Source organism: Saccharomonospora sp. NPDC046836 (genome assembly GCF_040645195.1).
Taxonomy (GTDB): Bacteria; Actinomycetota; Actinomycetes; order Mycobacteriales; family Pseudonocardiaceae; genus Prauserella_A.
The window spans coordinates 49,993-75,055 of the sequence record NZ_JBEYXW010000019.1 but is presented as its reverse complement, the minus strand read 5'-3'; the positions used below and the strand labels follow the sequence as shown (position 1 = coordinate 75,055).

At 68.3% G+C, this 25,063-nt stretch carries 24 protein-coding genes and 1 other RNA gene; 18 read left to right on the top strand and 7 right to left on the bottom strand.

Going from position 1 to position 25,063, the window contains the following annotated elements; all coding sequences use genetic code 11:
- Positions 1-25: 25 nt before the first annotated feature.
- On the bottom strand, positions 26-1,465 hold the full coding sequence (gndA, locus tag ABZ863_RS21520; RefSeq protein WP_358538371.1) for an NADP-dependent phosphogluconate dehydrogenase: 1,440 nt from the start codon (positions 1,463-1,465) through the stop codon (positions 26-28).
- Between the two features lie 66 nt (positions 1,466-1,531).
- Between gndA and ABZ863_RS21515 the strand changes: the two genes are divergently transcribed.
- From ABZ863_RS21515 to ABZ863_RS21490, 6 genes are all read left to right on the top strand, one after another.
- Positions 1,532-2,404, top strand: coding sequence for a helix-turn-helix transcriptional regulator (locus tag ABZ863_RS21515; protein WP_358538368.1), 873 nt, complete (start codon positions 1,532-1,534; stop codon positions 2,402-2,404).
- Between the two features lie 400 nt (positions 2,405-2,804).
- Positions 2,805-3,059: a DUF397 domain-containing protein gene (locus ABZ863_RS21510; RefSeq protein ID WP_358538366.1), complete on the top strand. Its 255-nt coding sequence runs from the start codon at positions 2,805-2,807 to the stop codon at positions 3,057-3,059.
- Positions 3,060-3,173: 114 nt separating this feature from the next.
- Positions 3,174-3,914, top strand: a complete 741-nt coding sequence (locus ABZ863_RS21505; RefSeq protein WP_358538363.1) for a response regulator transcription factor — start codon at positions 3,174-3,176, stop codon at positions 3,912-3,914.
- Positions 3,892-5,370, top strand: coding sequence for an ATP-binding protein (locus ABZ863_RS21500; protein ID WP_358538360.1), 1,479 nt, complete (start codon positions 3,892-3,894; stop codon positions 5,368-5,370). Before ABZ863_RS21505 ends, ABZ863_RS21500 begins: the two co-directional genes overlap by 23 nt.
- Positions 5,371-5,387: 17 nt before the next feature.
- An RNA gene (ffs, locus tag ABZ863_RS21495) (signal recognition particle sRNA small type) lies at positions 5,388-5,486 on the top strand.
- Between the two features lie 202 nt (positions 5,487-5,688).
- The gene (locus tag ABZ863_RS21490) at positions 5,689-7,698 is read left to right on the top strand and encodes a DNA polymerase III subunit gamma and tau (protein WP_358538357.1); all 2,010 of its coding nucleotides are present in this window, start codon (positions 5,689-5,691) and stop codon (positions 7,696-7,698) included.
- Between the two features lie 6 nt (positions 7,699-7,704).
- Here ABZ863_RS21490 and ABZ863_RS21485 read toward each other — a convergent pair whose 3' ends face one another.
- A complete protein-coding gene (locus ABZ863_RS21485; RefSeq protein ID WP_358538497.1) occupies positions 7,705-8,373 on the bottom strand; it encodes an N-acetylmuramoyl-L-alanine amidase in 669 nt (222 codons plus the stop codon).
- Positions 8,374-8,561: 188 nt separating this feature from the next.
- On the opposite strand from ABZ863_RS21485, the gene ABZ863_RS21480 reads away from it, so the two are divergent.
- The 8 genes from ABZ863_RS21480 to ABZ863_RS21445 all read left to right on the top strand — a co-directional run bounded on the left by ABZ863_RS21480 (position 8,562) and on the right by ABZ863_RS21445 (position 16,021).
- Positions 8,562-8,924, top strand: coding sequence for a YbaB/EbfC family nucleoid-associated protein (locus ABZ863_RS21480; RefSeq protein WP_358538355.1), 363 nt, complete (start codon positions 8,562-8,564; stop codon positions 8,922-8,924).
- A 2-nt stretch (positions 8,925-8,926) separates the two neighbouring features.
- Positions 8,927-9,523 carry a recombination mediator RecR gene (recR, locus tag ABZ863_RS21475; protein ID WP_358538353.1) on the top strand — a complete coding sequence of 199 codons (597 nt, stop codon included), beginning with the start codon at positions 8,927-8,929 and terminating at the stop codon, positions 9,521-9,523.
- 10 nt (positions 9,524-9,533) lie between these two features.
- Positions 9,534-10,082 (top strand): uridine kinase, encoded by a 549-nt coding sequence (locus ABZ863_RS21470; RefSeq protein WP_358538350.1) that lies wholly within the window; start codon positions 9,534-9,536, stop codon positions 10,080-10,082.
- A gap of 207 nt (positions 10,083-10,289) precedes the next feature.
- Entirely contained in the window at positions 10,290-11,972 is a 1,683-nt protein-coding gene (locus tag ABZ863_RS21465; protein ID WP_358538347.1) for an ABC transporter substrate-binding protein, read from the top strand.
- A gap of 10 nt (positions 11,973-11,982) precedes the next feature.
- Positions 11,983-13,005: an ABC transporter permease gene (locus tag ABZ863_RS21460; RefSeq protein ID WP_358538344.1), complete on the top strand. Its 1,023-nt coding sequence runs from the start codon at positions 11,983-11,985 to the stop codon at positions 13,003-13,005.
- Positions 13,005-13,964: an ABC transporter permease gene (locus tag ABZ863_RS21455; protein WP_358538342.1), complete on the top strand. Its 960-nt coding sequence runs from the start codon at positions 13,005-13,007 to the stop codon at positions 13,962-13,964. Before ABZ863_RS21460 ends, ABZ863_RS21455 begins: the two co-directional genes overlap by 1 nt.
- 6 nt (positions 13,965-13,970) lie before the next feature.
- On the top strand, positions 13,971-14,963 hold the full coding sequence (locus tag ABZ863_RS21450; RefSeq protein ID WP_358538340.1) for an ABC transporter ATP-binding protein: 993 nt from the start codon (positions 13,971-13,973) through the stop codon (positions 14,961-14,963).
- Positions 14,963-16,021 (top strand): oligopeptide/dipeptide ABC transporter ATP-binding protein, encoded by a 1,059-nt coding sequence (locus ABZ863_RS21445; protein WP_358538337.1) that lies wholly within the window; start codon positions 14,963-14,965, stop codon positions 16,019-16,021. The genes ABZ863_RS21450 and ABZ863_RS21445 overlap by 1 nt, the downstream gene beginning before the upstream one ends.
- On the opposite strand, the gene ABZ863_RS21440 is transcribed toward ABZ863_RS21445, so the two are convergent.
- On the bottom strand, positions 15,966-16,889 hold the full coding sequence (locus ABZ863_RS21440; protein WP_358538335.1) for an EamA family transporter: 924 nt from the start codon (positions 16,887-16,889) through the stop codon (positions 15,966-15,968). The two genes, ABZ863_RS21445 and ABZ863_RS21440, sit on opposite strands and share 56 nt — an antisense overlap.
- A gap of 81 nt (positions 16,890-16,970) precedes the next feature.
- Between ABZ863_RS21440 and ABZ863_RS21435 the strand changes: the two genes are divergently transcribed.
- Positions 16,971-17,903: a LysR family transcriptional regulator gene (locus tag ABZ863_RS21435; protein WP_358538332.1), complete on the top strand. Its 933-nt coding sequence runs from the start codon at positions 16,971-16,973 to the stop codon at positions 17,901-17,903.
- A gap of 203 nt (positions 17,904-18,106) precedes the next feature.
- Here ABZ863_RS21435 and ABZ863_RS21430 read toward each other — a convergent pair whose 3' ends face one another.
- Positions 18,107-19,195 (bottom strand): DUF222 domain-containing protein, encoded by a 1,089-nt coding sequence (locus ABZ863_RS21430; protein ID WP_358538329.1) that lies wholly within the window; start codon positions 19,193-19,195, stop codon positions 18,107-18,109.
- 295 nt (positions 19,196-19,490) lie between these two features.
- On the opposite strand from ABZ863_RS21430, the gene ABZ863_RS21425 reads away from it, so the two are divergent.
- Entirely contained in the window at positions 19,491-20,408 is a 918-nt protein-coding gene (locus tag ABZ863_RS21425) for an SDR family oxidoreductase (protein WP_358538326.1), read from the top strand.
- On the opposite strand, the gene ABZ863_RS21420 is transcribed toward ABZ863_RS21425, so the two are convergent.
- The 3 genes from ABZ863_RS21420 to leuA form a co-directional block, all read right to left on the bottom strand.
- Positions 20,399-21,364 carry a YafY family protein gene (locus tag ABZ863_RS21420; RefSeq protein WP_358538323.1) on the bottom strand — a complete coding sequence of 322 codons (966 nt, stop codon included), beginning with the start codon at positions 21,362-21,364 and terminating at the stop codon, positions 20,399-20,401. The genes ABZ863_RS21425 and ABZ863_RS21420 overlap by 10 nt on opposite strands.
- Positions 21,312-21,920 carry a DedA family protein gene (locus ABZ863_RS21415; protein WP_358538320.1) on the bottom strand — a complete coding sequence of 203 codons (609 nt, stop codon included), beginning with the start codon at positions 21,918-21,920 and terminating at the stop codon, positions 21,312-21,314. The genes ABZ863_RS21420 and ABZ863_RS21415 overlap by 53 nt, the downstream gene beginning before the upstream one ends.
- Before the next feature lie 120 nt (positions 21,921-22,040).
- Positions 22,041-23,825 (bottom strand): 2-isopropylmalate synthase, encoded by a 1,785-nt coding sequence (gene leuA, locus ABZ863_RS21410; protein WP_358538317.1) that lies wholly within the window; start codon positions 23,823-23,825, stop codon positions 22,041-22,043.
- 243 nt (positions 23,826-24,068) lie between these two features.
- Here leuA and ABZ863_RS21405 point away from each other — a divergent pair, with 243 nt between their 5' ends.
- On the top strand, positions 24,069-24,497 hold the full coding sequence (locus tag ABZ863_RS21405) for a hypothetical protein (protein WP_358538315.1): 429 nt from the start codon (positions 24,069-24,071) through the stop codon (positions 24,495-24,497).
- Between the two features lie 62 nt (positions 24,498-24,559).
- Positions 24,560-25,063, top strand: a complete 504-nt coding sequence (locus ABZ863_RS21400) for a YbaB/EbfC family nucleoid-associated protein (protein WP_358538312.1) — start codon at positions 24,560-24,562, stop codon at positions 25,061-25,063.

Below are 25,063 nucleotides of genomic sequence, written 5' to 3'. Positions count from 1 at the left end.
GGGGCCACGGCCCCGGCCAAGGGGCTCAGGCGGGGTGCTCCGGGCGCTGGTCGGTCGCCCACTCGGTGTGGAAGCTGCCTTCGGCGTCAACGCGCCGATAGGTGTGCGCGCCGAAGAAGTCCCGCTGCCCCTGGATGAGCGCGGCAGGCAGCCGGTCGGCACGCAACGCGTCGTAGTAGGCGAGCGCGGTCGAGAAGCCCGGCGTCGGAATGCCGAGCCGGATCGCCGCGGACACCACCGAGCGCCAGGCGTCCTGCGCGTCCTCGACCGCCTTGCGGAAGTCGCCGCTGGTGAGCAGCGTCGGCAGGCCGGGCGCCGCCTCGAATGCCGCCCGGATGTCATCCAGGAACCTCGCGCGGATGATGCACCCGCCGCGCCACAACGAAGCGACGGAGCCGAGGTCGATGTTCCAGCCGTACTCGGTGCTGCCCGCCTGGATCTGGTTGAAGCCCTGCGCATACGCGACCACCTTCGACGCGTACAGCGCATGCTCGACGTCGTCGGCGAACTGCTCTGCAGCGCTGCCGGACAGTGGCGCCCGCACCGGTCCGGCCAGGCCCCTCGCCGAGGCCCGCAGGTCGGTGTGGCCGGACAGCGACCTGGCGAACGTCGCCTCGGCGATCCCACTGATCGGGATGCCGAGGTCGAGTCCGATTTGGACCGTCCAGCGGCCGGTGCCCTTCTGCTCGGCCTGGTCGGCGACGATGTCGACGAACGGTTTGCCCGTCGTGGCGTCGATGTGCGCGAGCACCTCGGCTGTGATCTCGATGAGGTAGGACTCGAGCCGCCCGGTGTTCCACGTGCGGAAGACCTCGGCGATCTGCGCCGGCTCGTAGCCGAGCGCGCCACGGAGCAGATCGAACGACTCGGCGATCAGCTGCATGTCGGAGTACTCGATGCCGTTGTGGACCATTTTGACGAAATGTCCCGCGCCGTCCGGTCCGATGTGGGCGCAGCACGGCGTGCCGTCGACCTTCGCCGCGATGTCTTCGAGCAGCGGGCCGAGCGAGCGGTAGGACTCCACTGAACCACCGGGCATGATGCTGGGCCCGTGCAGCGCGCCCTCCTCGCCACCGGAGACTCCGACACCGACGAAGTGCAAACCGCGCTCCCGCAGAGCTGCCTCGCGGCGCCGGGTGTCGGCGAAGTGCGCGTTGCCCGCGTCCACGATCACATCGCCGGGTTCGAGCAGCGGGGCGAACTCCTCGATCACCGCGTCGGTCGGCTGGCCCGCTTTGACCATCACGACCACCTGCCGCGGGCGGTCGAGCGCCTCGACGAACTCCCTGGCGGAGTAGGAAGGGATGAAGTCACCTTCCGAACCGAACTGATCGACCAGGTCGCGCGTGCGTTGGTCGGACCGGTTGTGCAGCGCCACCGTGTGCCCGTGCCGCGCCAGATTGCGTGCCAGATTGCGGCCCATCACCGCGAGTCCGGTCACGCCAATGCTCGCCTTCTTCGTCATATGTTGCACATTACGCCGGAGCGGCGATTTCTTGTTGGCAGGTAAAACAGGTAACGTCGAGGAGCCATGGCCAGTACCGTCACTTCCCGAAGAAAGCAGCTCGGTAACGAGCTGCGGCACGCGCGTACTTCGGCGGGCCTCACACAGCAACAGGTGGCCGAGATCCTCGGCTGCACTCAGGGCAAGGTCAACAAGATCGAATCGGGCGCGGTCGGCGTCAAGCTCGGCGATGTCCGCGCGATGCTCGACGCATTCGGTATCGCAGGCGATGAGGCCGACACGTTGCTGAACCTGGCTCGGGCCGCCGCCGGTCAGCGGGGGCACTGGTCGGGGTACCGATCCGTTGTGCCGCACTGGTTTCGGACCTTCACCGACCTGGAGCCGGCCGCCGCGGAGATCATGACGTGGCACGGTGAGCGCATTCCCGGCCCATTGCAGTCAGAGCATTACATGCTCAAGCAGTTCACGGAGTTCGGCGCGACCGACATCACTTCGCTGGTGCGTAACCGCCTCGACCGTAAGGCTGTTTTCGAGCAGGCGCAGCCGCCGTACTACCGCTTCATTCTCAGCGAGTCGGCGCTGCGCAGGGCCCCGGGTGGCCGCTCGCCGGCGGTGATGCTCGACCAGTTGGAACACATGCTCGAGCTGGAGCGGCAGCCCAGGGTCTACCTTCACGTGCTGCCGTTCGACGCCAAGCTGGCCTCGGTGCCGAACGACTTCACGATCATGCGCTTTCCCGACCGGACACGCGACTTCGTCTACATCGAGCATTCGGCGGGCGGAACGTACCTCGACGAAATCAAGGACTTCCAGATCTTCGTCGACGCGTGGGACCGCTTGCGTGGCGCGGCTTTGGAGCGCCACGAGACGCGCCAGTTCCTCAAGGAACTGGCAGAGCAGTACCGCGCGGAGTTGAATTCTCAGACACGGCAGGGATAACGCCGCGTGAAGTGGTGCTCGAGAAGCATCAGCGGCCGCGGCCACAGTCTGCCGACACCCAGATCGACTCTCCGGACCCGCTGCGGGTGTGCCAGAACCTGCTCATCCTCGACCTGACAGCTCGGTCGGGCCACCCGCGGCTCCACGTCCAGTCGTACCGTCATGATGTTGCTCCACCCCCAGTGGTGTGTTGCCGATATCTCACTGAGCCGCCCCGGAGTTGCGTCCCGTGGGCTCTCCGGAATAATCCTAGTTACAGATTAATCATGCTGTCGACCCGACTGAGCGGATATCGCACGGATGGCCGCATCCATCAGTCGGATCGACGAGGGACACAGGGATCGTGTGACTCAGCGCGCACGCCGCCTGTGTTCGCGGGACCGGGCACGGAGGTACGGGCATGGCCGATTACGCCACTCGATCGGATTATTACGACCCGACTACGGCGGCGACCATGTTCGATGCCGCAGGCTGGCAGAAGTCCTTCGCGAGCGAGCCGAACGGTGGCAGTTGTGTCGAGGTCAACCTGGGTGCGGACAAGGTCGGCGTGCGTGACACCAAGCTCCCCGACAGCCCGGTCTTCGTCTTCAACACGCGGGAGTGGGAGGCGTTCCTGATCGCTGTCAAAGCCGGGCAGTTCGACCTGCCGGCCTGAACGGCGGCGCTGGGCACCGGCGTCCCCTGGATGGCCCATCGGTAGCCTGTGATTCACAGCCAATGCACAGGCTGAGTACAGCTTGGCCACACGCTCGCGGGGCACCCTGACACCATGGCGAGCCTGAAGTCGGAATCTCGGAAGTCCGAGTCGTGGCGTCCCGACGGCACACGGGTCCGGGTTCTCGTCGTCGATGACGAGGCGAGCCTCGCCGAGCTCGTCTCGATGGCCCTGCGTATGGAGGGCTGGGACACCCGCACCGCCGCCGACGGCATGAACGCCATCGCGCAGGCCCGCGAGTTCCGGCCGGACGCGGTCGTGCTGGACGTGATGCTGCCCGACCTCGACGGGCTGGAGGTGCTGCGCCGGATGCGGGCCGAGTCGCCGCAGCTGCCGGTCCTCCTGCTCACGGCGAAGGACGCGGTCGAGGATCGCATCGCGGGGCTGACCGCGGGAGGGGACGACTATGTCACCAAGCCGTTCAGCCTCGAGGAGCTGGCGCTGCGGGTGCGCGCACTGCTGCGCAGGGCGCGGGTGGTGCCCGTGGCCGACGAGGCGACGCTGGTGGTCGGCGACCTGACGCTGGACGAGGACAGCCGCGAGGTCCGCCGCGGCGAGGACCTGATCTCACTGACCGCGACCGAATTCGAGCTGTTGCGCTACCTCATGCGCAACCCCAAGCGGGTGCTGTCCAAGGCGCAGATCCTCGACCGGGTGTGGAGCTACGACTTCGGCGGCCAGGCCAATATCGTGGAGCTCTACATTTCCTACCTGCGAAAGAAGATCGACGTGGGAAGGAAACCCATGATCCACACCATGCGCGGTGTGGGGTATGTCCTCAGGCCGACTACCTAGCAAACGCAGGCCGTGGTCGCTGCGTCGCAAGCTGCTGGCTCAGCTGGTGAGCCTGCTGGCTGTGGCCTGCCTGCTCATCGGCGTGGTCACGGAGTTCGCGTTGGACGCCTTTCTCGTCGGCAGGCTGGACGACCAACTACGCGCCACGAGCGAGCGTGTGCGGGTGTACACCGACAACCCGGACAGGCCGCACCCTGGCGGGCAGCGGCAGCGCCATGACCCGCTTTGGGCGCCCGGCCAGAGCCTCGGCACGCTCAACGCGATCATCGCCAACGGCACGGTGGTGGGAGCCGAGCGGCTGACCGGGCCGACGGCGGCCCGCCAGCAGTTGCCCCCCGACCTACACGGCGTGCTCACCACCCTGCCCGCCGACGGCCGCGCCTACACCCGTGACCTCGGCCAGTTCGGTCCCTACCGGCTCTCCGCCGTGACCACCAGGGACGGAAGGACGGTCGTCACCGGGCTGCCATTGGCCTCGGTGGACGAGACGATGCGCAACGTCGGGCTGATCCTGGGCGGAGTCGCGCTCTGTGGCGTCACGATCACCGGCCTGGTCGGCGCGTGGACCGTGCGCCGTACGCTGCGTCCTCTGGACCGGCTGGCGGCGACCGCCAGCCACGTCGCCGAGCTGCAGCTGGACAAAGGCGAGGTGGCGCTGCCCGTTCGCGTGCAGGAGGCCGACACCGACACCCGCACCGAGGTGGGCAAGGTCGGCAACGCGCTCAACCAGATGATCGACCACGTCGCGGCCGCGCTGGATGCCCGGCAGCGGAGTGAGAGCAGGCTCCGCCGTTTCGTCGCGGACGCCAGTCATGAGCTGCGCACTCCGCTGACCGCGATCAAGGGCTACGCCGAACTGGTGCGGCGGGACGGCGACTCGGTGCCCGGTGAGGTCCGGTTCGCCTTCGCCCGTGTGGAATCGGAGTCCACCAGGATGACCAACCTGGTCGAGGAGATGCTGCTGCTCGCGCGCCTCGACGCGGGACGGGTGCACCCACACGAACCGGTCGACCTGTCCCGGCTGGTCGCCGATGCCGCGGCCGATGCGCACGTGGCCGGACCGCGGCACCACTGGGTGCTCGACGCTCCGGCCGAGCCGATCATCGTGCTCGGTGACGCCGAGCAACTGCATCAGGTGGTGCTGAACCTGCTCAGCAACGCCCGCACCCACACACCGCCCGGCACGCAGGTCGCGATCGAGCTCGCCGAGCGTTCGGGCATGGCGGTGCTGCGTGTACGGGATAACGGTCCCGGCATTCCCTCCGACCTGCTGCCCGAGGTGTTCGAGCGGTTCGCCCGTGGCGACGTTTCGCGCTCGCGCCTTGCCGGAAGCACCGGTCTCGGCCTGGCGATCGTGCAGGCCGTCGTGGCGGCGCACGGCGGCGAGGTGGGCGTGACCAGCATGCCGGGGGCCACCGAGTTCACCTTGACGCTCCCCGTCTCCCGCACCGCGTGAGCGGTCGCCTAGACTGTGTGACGGACCCCCGCGGCGTCCACCCTGCGAACCTCCCCAGGGCCGGAAGGCAGCAAGGATAAGCAGGCTCTGACGGGTGCGGGGGTCCCCTTGTTCGGTGGCTATGGTCACCTTCCCCCGCCCGGCACCCGGTGATACCTGGGGCCGAGCCCCCAGACCCCCACGGTGCGAGCTCCTCGCCTCTGGCGAGCGCTGGGCGCGTAGGCCTTGAACCAGCGCGCTGTGGGATCCAGTGGCGCCCACCCGATGGCGCCTCCGTGCGCGTGTCTGAGTGTCGGAGCCTGCCGGTACCCTCGCCTCGTGGCTCTCGCGCTGTACCGCAAGTACCGGCCGGCGACCTTCGCCGAGGTCGTGGGGCAGGAGCACGTCACCGAGCCCCTGCGCACGGCGCTCTCGGCAGGCCGGATCAACCACGCGTACCTCTTCTCCGGCCCGCGCGGCTGCGGCAAGACGTCCAGCGCGCGGATCATGGCGCGCTCGCTCAACTGTGTGGAAGGCCCCACGCCGGACCCGTGCGGTAAATGCGGCCCGTGCCGCGCGCTCGCGCCCGAAGGCCCCGGCAGCGTCGATGTCACCGAACTCGACGCGGCCAGCCACGGTGGTGTGGACGATGCCAGGGAACTGCGGGACCGGGCGTTCTACGCGCCGGCTGAATCCCGCTACCGGGTCTTCATCATCGACGAGGCGCACATGGTCACCACGCAGGGCTTCAACGCCCTGCTGAAGATCGTCGAGGAACCACCGGAACACCTGATCTTCATCTTCGCCACCACCGAGCCGGACAAGGTGCTGGCCACCATCCGCTCGCGGACGCATCACTATCCGTTCCGGTTGATCCCGCCGAGCGCGATGCGTGAGCTGCTGGAACGCAACGTGGCCGCGGAGGGCGTTGCCGTGGAACCCGCCGTGTACCCGCTGGTCATCAAGGCGGGCGGTGGGTCCGCTCGCGACACCCAGTCGGTGCTCGACCAGCTGCTCGCCGGCGCCGGCCCGGAAGGCGTCACCTACGAGCGGGCGCTGTCGCTGCTCGGTGTCACCGACTCCGCCCTTATTGATGCGATGGTCGACGCGCTGGCAGCCGATGACCACAAGGCTGTGTTCGGCACCGTCGATCGGCTCGCCGAGGCCGGGCACGACCCGCGTCGGTTCGCGACCGACCTGCTGGACCGGTTGCGGGACCTGATCCTCTTGCGCTCCGTTCCCGACGCCGCGTCCTCGGGAATGGTGTCCGTGCCGGAAGAGCAGCTGAGCCAGCTCGTGGCGCAGGCGGAGCGGCTCAAGCCCGGTACGCTCACCCGCTACGCCGAGATCATCCACAATGGACTTCTCGAGATGCGTGGCGCGACGGCACCGCGGCTGCTGCTCGAGTTGCTGTGCGCGCGGATGCTGCTGCCCGAGGTCGCCGACGACGAAGCCGCGATGTTGCAGCGGCTCGAACGGCTGGAACGCAGGCTCGCGGCCGGGGGCACCGCGCCCGCAGCTCCCACGGCCACGGCCCCCGCGAAACAGGCTCCGGCGGTCTCCGCGCCGCAGGCTTCTGCGCCGCAAGCTCCGCCGGAGCGGACCTTCGAACGACCGTCGCGGCGTCCGGCGGAACCGACCCCCGCGCCCGCCCCGGCAGCCGACCCCGCGCCGGCCCCCGAGGCACGGCAGTCGCCGCCACCCGCACCCGCCGCCCAACCCGAGGCGCCCGCTGATCCGCCGCAAGCGGCGGCGAGTGCGCCCGGCCAGATCGACGCCGCAGCATTGCGGCAGCTGTGGCCGCAGTTGCTCGCCGCCGTCCGGAAGCTCAGCCGCAGCACAGAGGCGATGCTCACGCAAGCGACCGTCCACAGCGTCGAGGGCTCGACGGTCGTGCTCACGCACGCATCCGAGCCGCTGGCGCGCCGGCTGGCCGAAGCACGCAACACCGACTGCGTTGCGACGGCGCTCGGTCAGGTCCTCTCCGGGCAGTGGGTGGTGCGCTGCGTGCCCGCCGGTACCGTGCAGCAGGCTCCCGCCGCCCCGGCGGCGACACCCCGCAAGGCGCCTACCCGCCCCGCGCCGCAGAACCCGGCGCCACCGCCGGAGCAGCAGTCCCAGCCCGAGCAGCAGCAGCGGTCGTACCAGCGCCCGTCCGCAGGCGAGCAGCCGCGCAAGCCGGCGCCGACCACGACCGAGCCGGACATCCCGTTGCCGCCGGAACCGGACGAGGACGAGCCATACGAATCCGACAGCGCGGCCGCACCCGCCCCTGAACAGCAGGAGGACCCGGAGGCTCGTGCCCACCGGCTCCTCTCCGACCACCTTGGCGCCCGGCCAATCGACTAGAAGCCTTCAGCGGCCCAGGAAGTCGAGGGTCCCGGCTGCGATGGCTTCGGCGTAGCGCTGGCGGCCCTCCGGTGTCGACATGGCCGCCGCCTCCGTCGCATTGCGCATGTTGCCGCATTCGACGAGCGCCGCCGGCCGTTCGGAGAGGTTCAGCCCGGCCAGGTCGTCGCGGGCGGACAACCCCGCCGCACCGATGTAGTCGGCGACAGGAAACCCGGCGTCCGCCAGGCCGCTCACCAACGCGTCCGCCAGGCGGCGCGCCGGTTGTCCCTGCGCGGTGTTGAGGGGCGGCGCGGAGTAGGCCACATGGAAACCGCGCGCGCCTGCCGCAGCACCGTCGGCGTGGATGGACACCACGGCGTCGGCCTCCGCCGCGTTGCCGATGGCCGCGCGCTCGTCGACGCAGGGGCCAACCTCGTCGTCGGCGTCCCGCGTGAACACCACGCGGATCCCCTCTGCCGACAGGATGCGCCCGGTGCGCTGCGCAACGTCGAAGTTGAACGCGTGCTCGGGGTAGCCGGCATCGGTCGAGGTGCCGGTCGTGTTGCACGGCTTGGTCCGTCCGCGTCCCGCGGGCACGTGCCGGTTGATGGCCGCCGCGGCGGACGCGTTGCCGCCGTTGTGTCCCGGGTCCAGCACCACGACGGCCTGCCGGGGCGGTGTGCTGGTGTGCAGAGGTGTGGTCGCGGGTGGCGCGCTGGGTGTGGACGCTGTGGTGCCGCCGCTGGAGCAGGCGGCCAGCGCCAGCACACCGAGTAAAGTCAGCAGAACACGGCGAGAGTGCACGGCTGACACGGTGCCATGAACGCGGCTACTAGGCTGGGCGGTACATCCAGCACTCGACGAGAGGCGGAAGGCCAATCATGGTGCAGCCCGGCGGCGGAATGCCCGACATGCAGCAGATCCTGCAGCAGGCCCAGAAGATGCAGGAGCAACTGGTCACGGCACAGCAGGAACTCGCGGCCGCTGAGGTGACCGGCACGGCCGGCGGTGGGCTGGTGACCGCCACGGTCACCGGTGGCCTCGAGCTCAAGAGCCTGGTGATCGACCCGAAGATCGTGGACCCCGACGACACCGAGACGCTCGCGGACCTGGTGATCGCCGCCGTCCGCGACGCGACCCACAATGCGCAGAAGCTCACCGAGGAGAAGCTGGGCCCGCTCGCCGGTGGGTTCGGTGGCGGTGGCATGCCCGACTTCGGCAACCTCGGCCTGCCCGGACAGTAACTTTGTACGAAGGCGTAGTTCAGGACCTGATCGATGAGCTCGGGCGGCTGCCCGGCATCGGTCCCAAGAGCGCGCAGCGCATCGCCTTCCACCTGCTGGCCGCCGACCCGGCCGACATCGGCAGGCTCCAAGAGGTGCTCGGCAAGGTCAGGGAAGGCGTGCGCTTCTGCGACATCTGCGGCAACGTCTCCGAGCAGGAGCAGTGCCGTATCTGCCGGGACGTCCGGCGGGACGCCACGATGATTTGTGTGGTCGAGGAACCCAAGGACGTGCTGGCCGTGGAGCGGACCCGTGAGTTCCGGGGCCGCTACCACGTACTCGGCGGTGCGCTGGACCCGCTGTCCGGCATCGGCCCCGACCAGCTCCGCATCAGGGAGCTGCTCGCGCGACTCGGTGCCGAAGAGGTGTCCGAGGTGATCATCGCGACCGACCCGAACACCGAGGGTGAGGCCACCGCGACCTACCTGGTGCGGATGCTGCGAGACTTCCCGGGGCTCACGGTCACCCGGCTGGCGTCCGGTCTGCCGATGGGCGGTGACCTCGAGTTCGCCGACGAGCTGACCCTCGGCCGCGCGCTGTCCGGCCGCCGCGCCCTCTGACGTCTCCACGGTGACGCTCGCCGACCGCGTCCTGGCGGCGCCGCCCCGGCTCGGCCGGGTCAGGGTGCTTGCCATCGATGGGCCGTCCGGCTCCGGCAAGTCGACGCTGGCGGCGGCCGTCGTCGGCGTGCTCCGCGCCCGTGGCGTCGCCACCACGCTCATCAGCACCGACCACTTCGCCACGTGGGACGATCCGGTCGCCTGGTGGCTGCGGCTGGCCGACGGCGTACTCGACCCGCTCGCCCGCGGCGAGCCTGGGCACTACCGGCAATGGGACTGGACCACTGGGCAACCGCGGCCAGGTCCGCGGATCGTGGTGCCGGTGCCGGACGTGCTGGTTGTCGAGGGTGTCTCGGCGGGTCGCGCTTCGGTCCGGCCCCTCCTTTCCCTGCTGTGCTGGATTGCCGGTCCCGGCCCCGCGGCGCGGCTGGAACGCGCTGTCGCGCGTGACGGTGAGTCGTCCAGACCACAGCTCACTGCATGGCAGCGGTTCGAACGTGGTTGGTTCGCCGTCGATCGCACGCACTCAAATGCGCACGTGGTGATCGGCGGGCATTAACCGACGAAAGGCGGTAGCGCAGCGGTGGATTGTTACCCAGTGTTAGTCGTAACGGCGTGTTCGTCACTGCTTCCTGCTCTGCGTAGCCTGATCGTAACCTTCAGCACTTAAGCGGGCGGTCAGTTAGCCGCTAGGGTCAGCCACCATCCGCGGTCACGCGCTGCGTGGACGTGACAGAATCGCACGTTTCTTCGAGGAGTGTCAGAAATGCTCCAACTGGGGATATCCCGACCGCGCCAGTTTGCCCTGATCGGGCTCGCCGGCGCGCTCGTGGTGTCATTGGCGGCCTGCGCCGAGTCCGACCGCGGCGATGGCGGAGGTGGTGAGGGCGGCACCTTCGTGTTCGGCGCCGCCGGTGCGCCGTCGAACTTCGACCCGTTCTTCGCATCCGACGGTGAGACGTTCCGCGTGACCCGGCAGATGTTCGAAGGTCTCGTCGGCATCAAGCCCGGTACCGCTGAGCTGGAGCCGGAACTGGCCACCGCATGGGAGCCCAGCCCGGACGGCAAGACGTGGACCTTCACCCTCCAGGAAGGCGTGAACTTCCACGACGGCACGCCGTTTAACGCCGACGCGGTCTGCAAGAACTTCGAGCGGATGTTCAACCAGACCGGTGCCGGTGCCACCGCCGCGCTCTCCTACTACTGGATCGAGAACTTCGGCGGTTTCAGCGACGGCGCCAATCCGTCGCTGTACAAGTCGTGCACGGCGGAGAACCCGACCACCGTCGTGCTGGAGCTGACCCGTTTCACCGCCCGCTTCCCGACCATGCTCAGCCAGGACTCCTTCGCCATGCAGAGCCCGCAGGCGATGGATGAATTCGGGGCCGACGACGTCACGGCGCAGGGCGACAGTTTTGTCTTCTCCGAGTACGCGCGCTCGCACCCGACGGGCACGGGGCCGTTCACGTTCGGCTCCTACGACGAGGCCAACGGCACCATCGAGCTGCAGCGCAACGACAACTACTGGGGCGAAAAAGCCAAGCTCGACCGGTTGATCTTCCGCGTCATCGAGGATGAGACCGCGCGCAAGCAGGCGCTCGAAGCCGGTGACATCGACGGCTACGACCTTCCGGGGCCGGCGGACTGGGACTCGCTGCAGCAGGACGGCTTCAACCTGATGATCCGGGACCCGTTCAACATCCTGTATCTCGGCATCACGCAGCGGAACAACCCGGCGTTGCAGAACCTCAAGGTGCGCCAGGCATTGGCCTACGCGATTGACCGGCAGAGCCTGGTGAACGCGATCATGCCGGAGAACTCCGAGGTCGCGAAGGAATTCTATCCGTCGTCAGTGGACGGTTACGCCGACGACGTCCAGGAGTACCCGCACGACCCCGAGCGGGCACGGCAACTGCTCGACGAGGCCGGCTTCCCGGACCTGACCGTCGAACTGTGGTGGCCGACCCAGGTCACCCGTCCCTACATGCCGAACCCACAGGCCATTTTCGGTGCCATCCAAGAGGACCTGGAGCAGGCGGGCATCACCGTCACACCGGTGAGCAAGCCCTGGGCCGGTGGCTACCTCGACCAGGTGGAGGTCGCCGACGCGCAGCTGTTCATGCTCGGCTGGACCGGTGACTACAACTCGCCTGCCAACTTCATCGGCACGTTCTTCGGCACCACCGAGAACCAGTTCTGGACCTCCGGCTCGCCGTGGGGCCAGGAGCTGGCCGACGCTCTCGTCGACGCGGACTCCACTGTGGACGCCGCACAGCGAGAGACGAAGTACCAGGAGATCAACCGCAAGCTGATGGCGGAGTACCTGCCTGCCATCCCGCTGTCGCACTCACCGCCTGCGATCGTGGTCGCCTCCGACGTGGAGGGGCTGGTCCCGAGCCCGCTGACGAAGGAAGAGTTCGCGACCGTCAGTATGTCGTCGTCCGACTGACAACGGCACTGTGCTCCGATACGCGATTCGGCGGGTGCTGCAACTCGCACTCGTTGTACTAGTGCTTTCGGTGCTGATCTTCGCCTGGCTGCGGGCACTTCCAGGAGGGCCGGTCTCGGCCCTCCTGGGAGACCGCGGCACGGCGGAAATGCGCGCCGAGCTGACCGAGGCCCTCGGTCTGAACGACCCGATCTTCGTCCAGTACTTCGCTTTTCTCGGCAGGGCGATCACCGGTGACTTCGGTACCTCAACGGGGGTCTCGCCGGGCAAGCCTGCGCTGGAACTGTTTCTGGAACGGTTTCCGGCGACCATCGAGCTCGGCGTCGCGGCGATCCTGATTGCGCTGGCGGCAGCGATTCCGCTCGGTTACCTTGCGGCCCGCCGCCGGGGTGGCTGGCTGGACAACGCCGGCATCGTCGTCTCGATGCTCGGCATGTCGATCCCGATCTTCTTCCTGGCCTTTCTGCTCAAGTACCTGCTTTCCATCGAGCTCGGCTGGCTGCCGACGGGCGGAAGGCAGAGTGCAGGCATCGACGCCACCCGGATCACCGGTTTCTTCGTGCTGGACGGCTTGCTCACCAGAGAGTGGGACGCGGCGCTCGACGCGCTGAAGCACCTGCTGCTGCCCGCGTTTGCGCTGTCCTCGATCCCCTTCGCGGTGATCTTCCGCATCACCAGGGCGGCGGTGATCGACGTGCTCGACGAGGACTACGTGCGCACGGCGCGGTCGAAGGGGTTGACCCGGCGGATCATCCGTGACCGGCACATCCTGCGCAACGCAATGCTTCCCGTGGTGACCACGGTCGGTCTACAGACCGGTGCGCTGCTCTCCGGTGCGGTGCTCACCGAGACCGTGTTCGCCTGGCAGGGCATCGGCCAGGCGCTGGCGATCGGCTTCGAACGTAAGGACTTCCCGGTGCTGCAGGTCGTGATCATCGCTGCCGCGATGGCGTACGTCCTGGTGAATCTCGTGGTCGACCTGTCGTATGCCGTGATCGATCCCCGTATCCGCGCTATGCAGAAGGTGGGCTGATGATGTCGCGTGCGACGAAGATCGATCAGCTCGCCGGCGTGGCAGGGCGGCGCGATCTCGATTCCGATCCGGACCGGGCCGAGGACGCCGGCGTCAGCCTCGCCGCCTCGGCGTGGCGGCGGCTGCGGCGCAGCCCGACCTTCTGGGTCGGCGCGATCGTGATCGGGTTGTTCGTGTTGCTGGCGGTGATCGCGCCGTTCATCGCGCCGCACGATCCCGCGCTGCGAATGCTGGAGAGTCAGGTGTCGCGGGCCAGCAACCAGCTCCCGCCTCCGCAGGAAGGGCATCCGCTCGGGGGTGACCAGTACGGGCGGGACCTGTTCTCACGCGTGCTACTCGGCTCGCAGCAGACACTGCTCGTGGCGCTGTTGGCAACCGTGATCGGACTGGGTGGCGGTCTGGTGCTCGGCACGCTGGCCGGCGCGTTCGGCGGCTGGGTCGACTCGGTCGTCATGCGGGCCGTAGACGTGCTGCTGTCGATACCGTCTCTGCTGCTGGCGGTGTCCATCGGTGCGTTGTTCGCCCAGCAGACGCAGTTCTCGGTGATTCTCGCGGTGGCGATCGTGCAGATTCCGATATTCGCGCGGTTGCTGCGCGGCACCATGCTGAGCGTTCGGGAAAGCGATCATGTGCTCGCGGCGAGGGCGCTTGGTGTCAAGCGCCGCGAGATCGTGTTCCGGCACATTCTGCCGAACTCTCTCGGACCGGTGATCGTTCAGTCCACTTTGGTGCTGGCGATGGCGATACTCGATGCGGCCGCCTTGTCTTTCCTGGGACTGGGCGCCGCGGATGACTCCACTCCGGAGTGGGGCCAGATGCTGGGCAACGCGCAGGAGTTCTTCGACAGCCAGCCACACCTGGCGTTCTGGCCCGCCGGGTGCATTGTCGCGGTGGCGCTGGGCTTCACGCTGGTCGGCGAGTCGATGCGGGAAGCGCTTGATCCACGGCAACGGCGGTGAGGGGACATGGCACTACTCGAGGTACGCGACCTCTCGGTGACGTTTCGCCGCAAGGGCGAGCGGCCGACGATCGCAGTCGACGGGATCAGCTTTAACGTCGAGCCCGGCCAGACGGTCGGGCTGGTGGGGGAGTCCGGCTGTGGCAAGTCGGTGACCTCACTGGCGATCATGGGCCTGCTGCCTTCCCGCGGCGTGGAGGTCGGCGGATCGGTGACGTTCGAGGGCGAGGAGCTGCTCGGGCGCTCCCAGCGGCAGCTCGACGAGCGGCGGGGGCGGGATCTCGGCATGGTGTTCCAGGACCCGCTCTCCTCCCTCAACCCGGTCGTGCCGATCGGGCTGCAGATCACCGAAGTGCTGGAGCGGCACCGGAAACTGTCCCGTAAAAAGGCCACAGTGGAGGCTGCGGAGCTACTCAACCGAGTCGGTATTCCGGACCCGAACCGGCGGCTCGACGAGTATCCGCACCAGCTGTCCGGTGGGATGCGGCAGCGCGCGCTGATCGCGATCGCGCTGGCCTGCCGGCCTCGGCTGCTGATCGCCGACGAGCCGACGACCGCGCTGGATGTCACCATCCAGGCACAGATACTCAGCCTCCTGTCGGAGCTGGTGTCCACTACGGACACTGCGCTGATCATGATCACGCATGACCTCGGGGTCGTCGCCGGTATGTGCGACGAGGTCAACGTGATGTACGGCGGCCGGATCGTGGAACGGGCGCAGCGGCATGCACTGTTCGCCGAGTCACGCCACCCGTACACACACGGCCTGCTGGCCTCGATCCCGCGGCTCGATGCGCCGCGCGGGGAGAAGCTGGTGCCGATCCGTGGGTCGGTTGTGGACAACATCCCGTGGTCGGACGGCTGCGCGTTCGCGCCCCGTTGCCCGAACTCGGTGGAGCAGTGCTGGCACGCGGCACCGGGACTCGTGTCGGACGGCGCCGGCATGCTCCGCTGCCACAACCCGGTACAGGCCGTGACCACGGTGGCGGAGGGAGCGTGATGAGCGACGACGCGCTGGTCACTATCGAGGACATGCAGGTGCATTTCCCGATCAAAAGGGGAATCCTGCTGGATCGCACGGTCGGCTATGTCTACGCCGTCGACGGTGTCGATCTCCGAATCCGGCGGGGTGAGACCTATGGTCTCGTCGGCGAATCCGGTTGTGGTAAGACGACCCTGGGTCGGGCGCTGCTGCGGCTGGTGGAGCCGACGGGCGGGCGTGCGGTGTTCGACGGCACTGACCTCGCCACGCTGACGGGTGAGCAGCTGCGCACCATGCGCCGCCGCATGCAGATGGTCTTCCAGGACCCACTGTCCAGTTTGGATCCGCGTCAGACGGTCGAGTCGCTGCTAGTCGAAGGCATGCGGGCGCATGGGCTGGACAACGGCAAGGACGCGACGCATCGCAGGCTCAAGGAACTGCTTGCGGCAGTGGGCTTGCCGGCCAGCGCGCTGCGCCGGTACCCGCACGAGTTCTCTGGTGGGCAGCGGCAGCGGATCGGTATCGCGAGGGCGCTTGCTGTGCAGCCGGATCTCATCGTCGCCGACGAGCCGGTGTCGGCGCTCGACGTCTCGGTGCAGGCTCAGGTGATCAACCTGCTGGAGGAGTTGCAGGACGAGTTCGGCCTGACCTACCTCGTGATCGCCCACGATCTTGCGGTAGTGCGGCACATCTCCGACCGGATCGGCGTGATGTACCTCGGTTCACTGGTCGAGGAGGCCGGGTCGGATGAACTGTACGAGCAGCCACTGCACCCGTACACGAGGGCGCTGCTGTCGGCGATTCCGGTGCCGGACCCGGTGGTCGAGGACAGCAGGGAGCAGATCCTGCTCGCCGGTGACCTGCCCTCGCCTGCGGCGCCGCCGAGCGGGTGCCGGTTCCACACCAGGTGCCCGTGGAAGCAGGAGACGCGCTGTGCCACGGAGCGGCCGGTGTTGCGGGAGATCGGCGCTGGGCACCGGGTGGCCTGCCACCACGCGGAGGACATCCTGGCGGGTCGGATCACCCGGCACGAGGTGGAGCCGGAACTGGTTCATCCGGACGCGCTGCCGACCTAGCCGCCGCGCTGCGCACTGAGCCGAGTAGCACGCCGCCGACGACCACAACACTGGCGGCGATCTCCACGACGGTGGGGCGTTCGTCGAGGACGAGGAAGGCCAGAGACAGGCCGACCACCGGCACGAGCAGGGAGAAGGGCGCGACGGTGCTGGCGGGGTTGCGGCGCAGCAGCACGGTCCAGATGCCGGAACCGATCACGGTGCCGAACACGACCGTGTAGCCGAGCCCGGCGAGCGGCAGCCAGTCGCCGTCCGCGCCGATCGTGCTGAGGCTCTCCCACTGTGCGGCGGGGCCCTCGAACAGCAGCGAAAGGCCGAGCATCGGCAACGGTGGTACGACCGACATCCACAGTGTGAAATGCAGTGGGTTCTCCGGCTGTGCCTGCCGCGAGCAGAGGTTGCCTGCGGCCCAGCTCAACGCGCCGAGCAGTGTGAGGAGCACCGGCAGGAGGGCGGCCTGCTCGGCACGTTGCCAGGCGATCGCGGCCATCCCGGCGACGGCGAGCAGGATGCCGGCGACCTGCCAGGCGCTGAGCCGCTCGCGCAGGAACACCGCGCCCAGCAGCACGGTGAACGGCGCCGAGGCCTGCAGTACCAGCGAGGCGAGCCCGGTCGGCATGCCCGCGTCCATGCCTACGAACAGGAAGGCGAACTGCAGCGTGCCGAAGCCCAGCCCGAAGCCGATCAGCCAGCGCAGCTTCACCTTCGGCCACGGCACCAGCAGCATTGTCGGGATCGCGATCACGATGAACCGCAGCGCACCGGCGAACAGGGGCGGAAAGTGTGTCAAGGTCGCGTGGATGGCCAGGAAGTTGGCGCCCCAGAGCGCAGCGGTGCAGGCGGCGAGCAGACGGTCGCGGGTCCCCATGCCTCCACCTTGGTCGATTACAACCCTGTAGCACTATCGATATTGTTTTCACAGACCTTGTAGCCATGCTTCACTGTCGAGGTGGATATCGGCAGGCTGCGTACGTTGCGGGAGTTCGCCGACCGGGGCAGCGTCTCCGCCGCCGCGCGGGCGCTGCACTGCACCCCGTCGGCCGTGTCGCAGCAGTTGCGGGCGCTGCAGGCCGAGGTCGGGCTGGTGCTGACTGAGCCGGCGGGGCGCGGGTTGCGGCTGACCGATGCCGGGCGGGCGCTGGTGGCCAGGGCCGATGACGTGCTGGCCGCGGTCGACCGCGTGGAGGCGGAGCTCGACGCGTACCGGCATTCGCCGCGTGGCCGGGTGCGGCTCGCGATCTTCCCGTCCGCGGGGCTGATGTTGTTGCCCGGCCTGCTGTCTCGGTTCGCCGCCGTCGAGGGGCTGGAGGTGGAGGTACGGGATGTCGACATGATCCCGTCCGAGGTGCCCGGGTTGCTCGCCGACTTCGATGTCGTGGTGGCCCACCGGGACGAGCTCGCGGAGCCGTTCGGCTCGGACCGGCTGCGCGTGGTACCGCTGCTCAGGGAGCCGCTCGATGTCGCGCTGCCGCCGGGGCATCCGCTCGGTGCACGCGAGCGGGTGGGGCTCACCGATTTGGCGGCGGAGCGCTGGATCAGCGTCGATGTGGGGTTCCCGGTCGACGACGTGCTGCGCTCGGTCGCCATCCGCACGGGCGTCCGGCCCAGAATCGCGTATCGGTTCAACGACTTCCGTATCACGGAGGCACTGGTCGCGGCCGGGCACGGGATCGCGCTGCTCCCCCGGTACACAATGGACACGAGGCGGGTGCTGCGCAGACCACTGGCAGGTATCCGCGCGGCCCGCCATGTCGAGGCCGTGCTGCGCGCGGGTGCGCCGGTCCGCCCGGCGGTGGCGGCGGTCCTCGACGCCGTGCAAGCCGAGGCCGCCGACGTCGGCCATACTGAGGAGGGCGGGCCTGGCCGAGCGGGGGCAGGCTAACCCCTTGGCCTGGCAACGCTCTCGACGAGTTCGCGCGGTATGAAACGTCGGCCATTACTGCGACGTACCTCGACGACTCGCGAGGCGGTGGTACTTCGCTGGTTGTGCGCGAGGTTGACGGTTCAACGGAAAGCTATTCGTCCCATCACCCGAGGGTGCAGGCCGCGCAGGTCTACGACCCCGTGGGTCGAACGGCCCGTGGTCTAGGACGGTGGTGGGTCGTGGAGTGGTTCGGGGCTGCTGGTGTAGGTGTAGCCGGTTGGTGTGGTGACGGTGGCGGCTCCCGTGGTCGGGTATAGCCGATATGTCCACCCGGGTCGGTCCTTCAATCGGTGGTGTCGGCGGCAGTAGTTGACCAAATTGGACGGACTAGTTCGGCCGCGTTGCTGCCAGGGGGTGTGGTGGTCGTTGTCGCCGAAGTGGGCGGGCCGGTGGCACGAGGGAAACCGGCATTCCCGGTCCCGTACCCGGACGAACTCGTCGGTGACCGCTGGTGGGCGGTACCGTTGTCGGCCGACGTCGACTGGTGTCCCGGTGAGTGGGTCGGTGACGATCCGCTGCCACGTCGAGGAGGGTTCGTCGGCGATCTGCCGAGCGATGCCAGCCGGGAGCGGACCGTACCCGGCTAACTGGGCGGGATTGTCGTTGAGTCTGGCGAGGGTGGCAAGGTCGACGTAGACGTGCACATCGGCCTTCGCCCCGGAACCGGTGCTGTTCGAGCCGAGCAGGAGCTCGGCGAACACATCTGCACGGAGTTGGTCGAGGGTGCGCGATTCATCGGCGCCGCGAAGGGTGCGGGCCATCCGATCGATCCGCGCGTAGGCGGATGAGGCGACCTCGGCGGGCAGGTCAGCGAGCAAGGTGGACATCCCGTCCTCGCCTGGCAGCAATTGCACCGACCGCTCCGCCCGACGGTGGTCCGCCCGCAGGGCAGCACCATCCGGATCGGCCTTCAACGCCCAATAGGAGGCAACGCGCCGCACCTGATGAGGATTCTTGCCAGCCAGCTTGGGGGCGACGGTCGAGTCGACCTCCCGAGCCTGCGAGTCACTCAACCAAGCCGTAGCGCTGGCAACTTTCGAAGCCCGATAAGAATCGACAACACCAGACTCCATAGCAGCCAAAGTCCGAGGCAACCGATGAACCAGAGCAGTAGACAGATCCACAACCCGCCGAGCATGCTGCTCACTAACCGACAACACCAACGCCAATTCAGCAGCCACATCGGGAGCATGCCCCCGATGGTCATCGAGCGAGTTCACGGCCCGATGCAACGAGGCATCAACCCACATCTTGAGCCGATTGAGACCCTCAATCCGGGCCAGAATTTGCTGGTCTCGCAAGGAATCCCCCACAAGACCCATCATACCGCACCGTGTAGCGCACTACAAGGAACCTGGCAACGATACCCGGACCGTGGGGAACTGTCGCTAGTGGACAGTGAGACCAACCCAGCCCGTGGAGCGACAGTTTCACACGGCGCGCCGAAGGCGTGCCTGAAACCCAAGAACCCAACCTTAATCGTCTACGGCAAGAACACGGCAAACCCTGCCACGACTTGGCAGGGTTAGCAGGAACAGTCGAGTCATGGACAAAGATCTGACAGGCAAGGTGGCGCTGGTCGCGGGCGGAACGCGGGGCGCGAGCAGAGCGATCGCGGTGGAACTGGGCAGGCGGGGCGCATACGTGTACGTCACCGGGCGGACATCGGGGGAGCACCGGTCCGAGGTCAACCGCCCGGAGACGATCGAGGGCACGGTCGCGAAGATCGCCGAGGCGGGCGGCGAGGGCGTGGCGATCCGGGTCGACCACCTCGAATCCGAGCAGGTACGAGCGCTGGCCGAACGCATCGACCAGGAACAGGGGCGCCTCGACATCCTTGTCGACGGGCTGTGGGGCGGGGACGACTACATCGGCTGGGGCAAGACGGTGTGGGAGCTGCCGCTGGAGTTCGCACTGCGCTCGGTTCGGCTAGGCATCGACGCCCACATCATCACCAGTCACCACCTGTTGCCGCTCGTGATCCGCAACCCCGGTGGGCTGGTGGTCGAGATGACCGACGGCACGGCGGAGTACAACGCGCGGTACCGCAAGGACACCTCGGTGGGGTTCTACGTCGCCAAGACCGCGGCGCACAATCTCGCCCGCGCGCAGGCGCACGACCTCCAGCCGCACGGCGGCACCGCTGTCGCGCTGACCCCGGGTTGGCTGCGCTCGGAGGCCATGCTCGAGCACTTCGGGGTCACCGAGGAGAACTGGCGCGACGCGCTGATCAGGGAGCCGCACTTCTGCATCTCGGAGTCACCGACGTTCGTCGGCAGGGCGGTCGCCGCGCTCGCCGCCGACCCCGAGCGCGATCGGTTCTCCGGCGAGACCCTGAACAGCGGGCAACTGGCGCAGATCTATGGCTTCACCGACGTCGACGGCAGTAGGCCCGACGCGTGGCGATACATCGACGAGGTGCAGGAGACCGGCAAGCCCGCGGACGCCACTGGCTACCGGTGACGATCGACCATCCGCTGTGCGGCGTCGGCGAACGCGGCCCGCACGGCGGGTGGCTCGATGATCTCGACGGTGCCGCCGAGCCCGAGCAACTGGCCTGCGGCGACGTCCGGTTCCTCCAAACCCAGTTCCACCTCGGTCCAGCCATCGGGGCCGGGCGGGCCCGCCTCGTCCAGCGCCGCCAGCGCGAGGTCGGCGTCGACCAGCCGGGGCAGTAGCCGGACCCCCGCGGGGCTCAGCCGGATACGTACCCGATGCCGCTGCAGCGAGCGCTCGAACTGTGCGGACGAGCGCTGCCACCAGCCGGCGAGGTCGAAGTCGGCAGGCCGTTCGAAGGTCTCCTCCAATGCCTCCGACGAGCTGATCCTGCTGACGCGGTAGGTCCGCACCGGCTCGCCGATGCGGGCCACCAGGTACCAGACGCCGGCCTTGAGCACTAACCCGAGCGGGTCCAGCACGCGCTCGATCGTGCCGTCCCCCCGCCGGTAGGTGATCCTGGTGCGCCGCTGCTCCCACACCGCCTGCGCCATGGTGGCCAGGTGCTCGGCGTCCTCGGCGGAGCGGAACCAGCCTGGTGCGTCGAGGTGGAACCGCTGCGCGAGATGCTGAGCCTGCTCGCGCAGCGGTGTCGGCAGGGTCGCCGACACCTTGGCGTGCGCGGCGGACACGGCCGTGCCGAGCCCGAGTTCGGCGAGCGCGCGCGGTACGCCCATTGCGAAGATCGCGACCGCCTCGCGCGAGGTCAGCCCGTCGAGCCTGGTCCGCCAGCCCTCGACGAGCCGGACACCGCCATAGCGCCCCGGCTCCGTCCACAGCGGAACGCCCGCCGCCTGCAACGCGGCGACGTCGCGGTGCATTGTGCGCTCGGAAACGCCGAGCGCCTCGGCGAGCTGGGGCACCGTGGCGCTACGCCGGCTTTGGAGGGTGAACAGCAGTGCCACCAGACGTTCTGCTCGCATAACCCAGATCATGCCCCGTGCGGCGGCGGAACAGCACGGCGACGGTGGTGGCCAGCACGACGGCGATGGCGAGCGACAGCCCGAGGCTCACGAACGGCTCCTGTACGAACGTGCCCCCGAGGTAGCCGAGCAAAGTGGCGTAGGCCGACCACAGCGTCACGCCGATCGCGGACGCCATCAGGAACATCGGCAGCGGCCAGCGCAGCGACCCGGCGAGCAGCGATCCGCCGGTACCGCCCGCGGGAAGCCAGCGTGCGATGACGAGGGCGGTGGCCGGTCTGCGCTCGACGCGCCTGGTCAGCCAGCGCAGGGTCGCGTCGGCGTTGGGACGCCTGCGCAGCCGTTGCAGTGCCCGTGGTCCGCCTCGCCGCCCGGCCAGGTACAGCAGGTAGTCGGAGAGCAGGCAGCCTGCCGAGGCGACGAGGATGATCGGCGTGAGCGGGCCGTCCTGCGCCGCGGCCACCACCCCCATGCCGACCAGGGTGACCTCGGTCGGCGCCAGCGGCACCACCGCGATGACGAACAGCACGAGCAGGCTGACGGTCGAGACGTCCACGTACTACAGAACGTCGAGCTAACTGAGAACCCCTCAGCGGGCTGTCCCCAAGGCCACCTTAGTTGCGTTGAATGCAACCAAGGTGGCCTTGGGTGTTTTCAGAGCGACGCGAGTTGCCCGTTAACGGTGCGAGCGGTTGACCGCCGAGACGACGGCGCGCAGCGAGGCGGTGACGATCGACGGGTCGACGCCGACACCCCAGTAGATCTTGTCGTCGATGGCGCACTCGATGTACGACGCGGCCTTCGCGTCGTCGCCGGGGGTGAGTGTGTGCTCGCTGTAGTCCAGCAACCGCAGGTCGTAGCCCACCGTGCTCAGCGCGTCGAAGAACGCCGCGATCGGACCGTTGCCGCGGCCGGTGATCTCCTGCTCGTCCCCGTCCACCCGCACGGTCGCCCTGAGCTCGTAGTCACCGTTGGCCGTGACGTGCTGGCGCACCAGCTCCAGCGGGGTGTTCGGCTCGAGGTACTCGGCGGCGAAGGCGTTCCACATGGTCTCCGGGGCGACCTCGCCGCCCGCGGTGTCGGTGTGGCGCTGGATGGTCTGCGAGAACTCGATCTGCAGCCTGCGCGGCAGGTCGAGCTGATGCTCGGTCTTCATGATGTAGGCGATGCCGCCCTTGCCGGACTGCGAGTTCACCCGGATGACGGCCTCGTAGGTGCGGCCGACGTCCTTCGGGTCGATCGGCAGGTACGGCACCTCCCACGGGAACTCGTCGACCGGCACACCTGCCTTCTCGGCCGCCGCGTGCAGTGCGTCGAAGCCCTTGTTGATCGCGTCCTGGTGGCTGCCGGAGAACGCGGTGAACACCAGGTCGCCACCCCATGGGCTGCGTTCCGCCACCGGCAGCTGGTTGCAGTACTCGACGGTCCGCTTGATCTCGTCCATGTCCGAGAAGTCGATCTGCGGGTCGATGCCCTGGCTGAACAGGTTCATGCCCAGCGCGACGAGGTCCACGTTGCCGGTGCGCTCGCCGTTGCCGAACAGGCAGCCTTCGATGCGGTCCGCGCCCGCCTGGTAGCCCAGCTCCGCGGCGGCGATGCCGGTGCCGCGATCGTTGTGCGGGTGCAGCGACAGGATCACGGCGTCCCGGCGCTCCAGGTTCCGGTTCATCCACTCGATGGAGTCGGCGTACACGTTCGGCGTCGCCATCTCCACGGTCGCCGGCAGGTTGAGAATGACCGGCTGCTCGGGCGTCGGCTGCCAGATGTCGGTCACCGCGTTGCAGACCTCGGCCGCGTAGGAAAGCTCTGTGCCGGTGTAGGACTCCGGCGAGTACTGGAAGCGGAACTCGGTGTCGGAGTACTTGCCCGCGTACTCCACCACCAGTTCGGCGGCCTGCAGTGCGATCTTCTTGATGCCCTCGCGCTCCTCACGGAACACGACGCGCCGCTGCAGGATCGACGTCGAGTTGTAGATGTGCACGATTGCGCGCGGTGCGCCCTCCAGAGCCTGGAACGTGCGCTCGATCAGTTCGGGACGGCACTGCGTCAGCACCTGGATGCGGACGTCTTCGGGGATCGCCCCGTCGTCGATGATCTCGCGCACGAAGTCGAAGTCGGTCTGGCTCGCCGCCGGGAAGCCGACCTCGATCTCCTTGTAGCCCATGCGCACGAGCAGGTCGAAGAACTTGCGCTTGCGGGCGGGCGACATCGGGTCGATCAGGGCCTGGTTGCCGTCACGCAGGTCGACCGCGCACCACAGCGGCGCGCGTTCGATGCGCTTGTCCGGCCAGGTCCGGTCGGGCAGCGTGATGTCCTCGACCAGGCGGTACCACGGTTGGTAGCGGTGAAACGGCATCGACGAGCCGCGCTGGGGGTTCCACGAGGGCTGCCCTTGCGGCGTGGGCCGGGATGGCTTGCGGACACGGCTGGACGACGATACTGGGAATTCGGACGTGGTCATGATGAGAATGGCTCCTGCTCACTGGTGGATGGCTCGGTGAACGACCGGCGGCACCACGAGGCCCCGCGACGGGGAGCCGGTCTGATCAGGCCCCGTCGCGGCAGCGAAGCAGGAGAGCACGTGCCACGTCAGCCAGCTTAACCACGGGCTGATCGAATGGGAAAGCCGGGCACGAGACCACAGCGTGACCGCATCGGTTACTGGCGCGTAGCAATCGGCTGGGGTGCGTGGGACACTGCCGAGATGGGTGAGCAGGCCGAGGACAGGGAGCAGGGCGGCGAGGCCACGCAGGTGCATCCGCCCGCCTGGACCACGTCGACGTTCAGCGGCGGGCAGGCCGAGCCTGCGCCCAAGGGCGGGGCGGACTGGAAGGCGATCAAGGACCAGGTGGTCGGCCTGCTGGCCGGCATCGCACGCTGGGTCGGCCTGATCTTCGCGCTGATCCTTGTCCTGCACGTGGTCTTCGTCATCGGCGAGGCCAACCCGGACAATGGCATCGTCTCGTGGGTGGCCGGCTGGTCGGAGAGTCTGTTGATGGGCTTCAAGGACCTGTTCCAGCCGGATGACCCCAAGCTCACCGTGCTGGTCAACTACGGCATCGCTGCGTTGTTCTGGCTGATCGTCTCCAGCGTCGTCGCCCGCATCATCCGCCGGATCGGCGGCGAAAACTGATCGGCACAGGTGCGGACCTGTCATAATCGCCCCACCTATCCACGTACCGCACAGGGGAAACGATGTCCGCCCACATGGATCAGCTGCTCGCCCAGTTCGAGAACTTCCGGGCCAAAGTGCGGCAGGCCGAGGCCAACTTCGCCGGGGTAAGCGACATGCAGGAGCGGATCGCGCAGGTCGAGAGCACCGCGACCTCGCCGGACGGCAACGTGACGGTGGTCGCGGGCGCCAGCGGGACTGTCACCGACCTGCGGCTCGCCCCGGGCGCCATGCGCCTCGACGCGGCGCAGCTGTCCGCGATGATCATGAGCACCATGCGCCGGGCCGTCGCGGATGCCGTCCAGCAGCAAGCCGGAATCGTGGACAACGCGTTCGGGGATGCCTTCGGCATCAACACTTCGGAGCAGGTTCGTCAGGCACAGGCGGAGGCGTTCGGAACCCCTGAGCAGGAGCCTGCGTCGCAACAGCAGTCGCCGCAACAAGCGCCGTCGTCCAGTCGCCGGCCCAGCCGGCCGAACGACGACAACGACGACTACTTCGACCAGAGCTCCATCTTCCGCCGCTGA

Coding starts and splice junctions, on each gene's coding strand:
- ABZ863_RS21500 (WP_358538360.1), top strand. CDS start 3,892: ATGTCCTCAGGCCGACTACCTAGCAAACGCAGGCCGTGGTCGCTGCGT.
- ABZ863_RS21400 (WP_358538312.1), top strand. CDS start 24,560: ATGTCCGCCCACATGGATCAGCTGCTCGCCCAGTTCGAGAACTTCCGG.
- ABZ863_RS21510 (WP_358538366.1), top strand. CDS start 2,805: ATGGCCGATTACGCCACTCGATCGGATTATTACGACCCGACTACGGCG.
- ABZ863_RS21430 (WP_358538329.1), bottom strand. CDS start 19,195: ATGTGGGTTGATGCCTCGTTGCATCGGGCCGTGAACTCGCTCGATGAC.
- ABZ863_RS21440 (WP_358538335.1), bottom strand. CDS start 16,889: ATGGGGACCCGCGACCGTCTGCTCGCCGCCTGCACCGCTGCGCTCTGG.
- ABZ863_RS21505 (WP_358538363.1), top strand. CDS start 3,174: ATGGCGAGCCTGAAGTCGGAATCTCGGAAGTCCGAGTCGTGGCGTCCC.
- gndA (WP_358538371.1), bottom strand. CDS start 1,465: ATGACGAAGAAGGCGAGCATTGGCGTGACCGGACTCGCGGTGATGGGC.
- ABZ863_RS21425 (WP_358538326.1), top strand. CDS start 19,491: ATGGACAAAGATCTGACAGGCAAGGTGGCGCTGGTCGCGGGCGGAACG.
- ABZ863_RS21450 (WP_358538340.1), top strand. CDS start 13,971: ATGGCACTACTCGAGGTACGCGACCTCTCGGTGACGTTTCGCCGCAAG.
- leuA (WP_358538317.1), bottom strand. CDS start 23,825: ATGACCACGTCCGAATTCCCAGTATCGTCGTCCAGCCGTGTCCGCAAG.
- ABZ863_RS21455 (WP_358538342.1), top strand. CDS start 13,005: ATGATGTCGCGTGCGACGAAGATCGATCAGCTCGCCGGCGTGGCAGGG.
- ABZ863_RS21515 (WP_358538368.1), top strand. CDS start 1,532: ATGGCCAGTACCGTCACTTCCCGAAGAAAGCAGCTCGGTAACGAGCTG.
- ABZ863_RS21480 (WP_358538355.1), top strand. CDS start 8,562: ATGGTGCAGCCCGGCGGCGGAATGCCCGACATGCAGCAGATCCTGCAG.
- ABZ863_RS21445 (WP_358538337.1), top strand. CDS start 14,963: ATGAGCGACGACGCGCTGGTCACTATCGAGGACATGCAGGTGCATTTC.
- ABZ863_RS21405 (WP_358538315.1), top strand. CDS start 24,069: ATGGGTGAGCAGGCCGAGGACAGGGAGCAGGGCGGCGAGGCCACGCAG.
- ABZ863_RS21420 (WP_358538323.1), bottom strand. CDS start 21,364: ATGCGAGCAGAACGTCTGGTGGCACTGCTGTTCACCCTCCAAAGCCGG.
- ABZ863_RS21465 (WP_358538347.1), top strand. CDS start 10,290: ATGCTCCAACTGGGGATATCCCGACCGCGCCAGTTTGCCCTGATCGGG.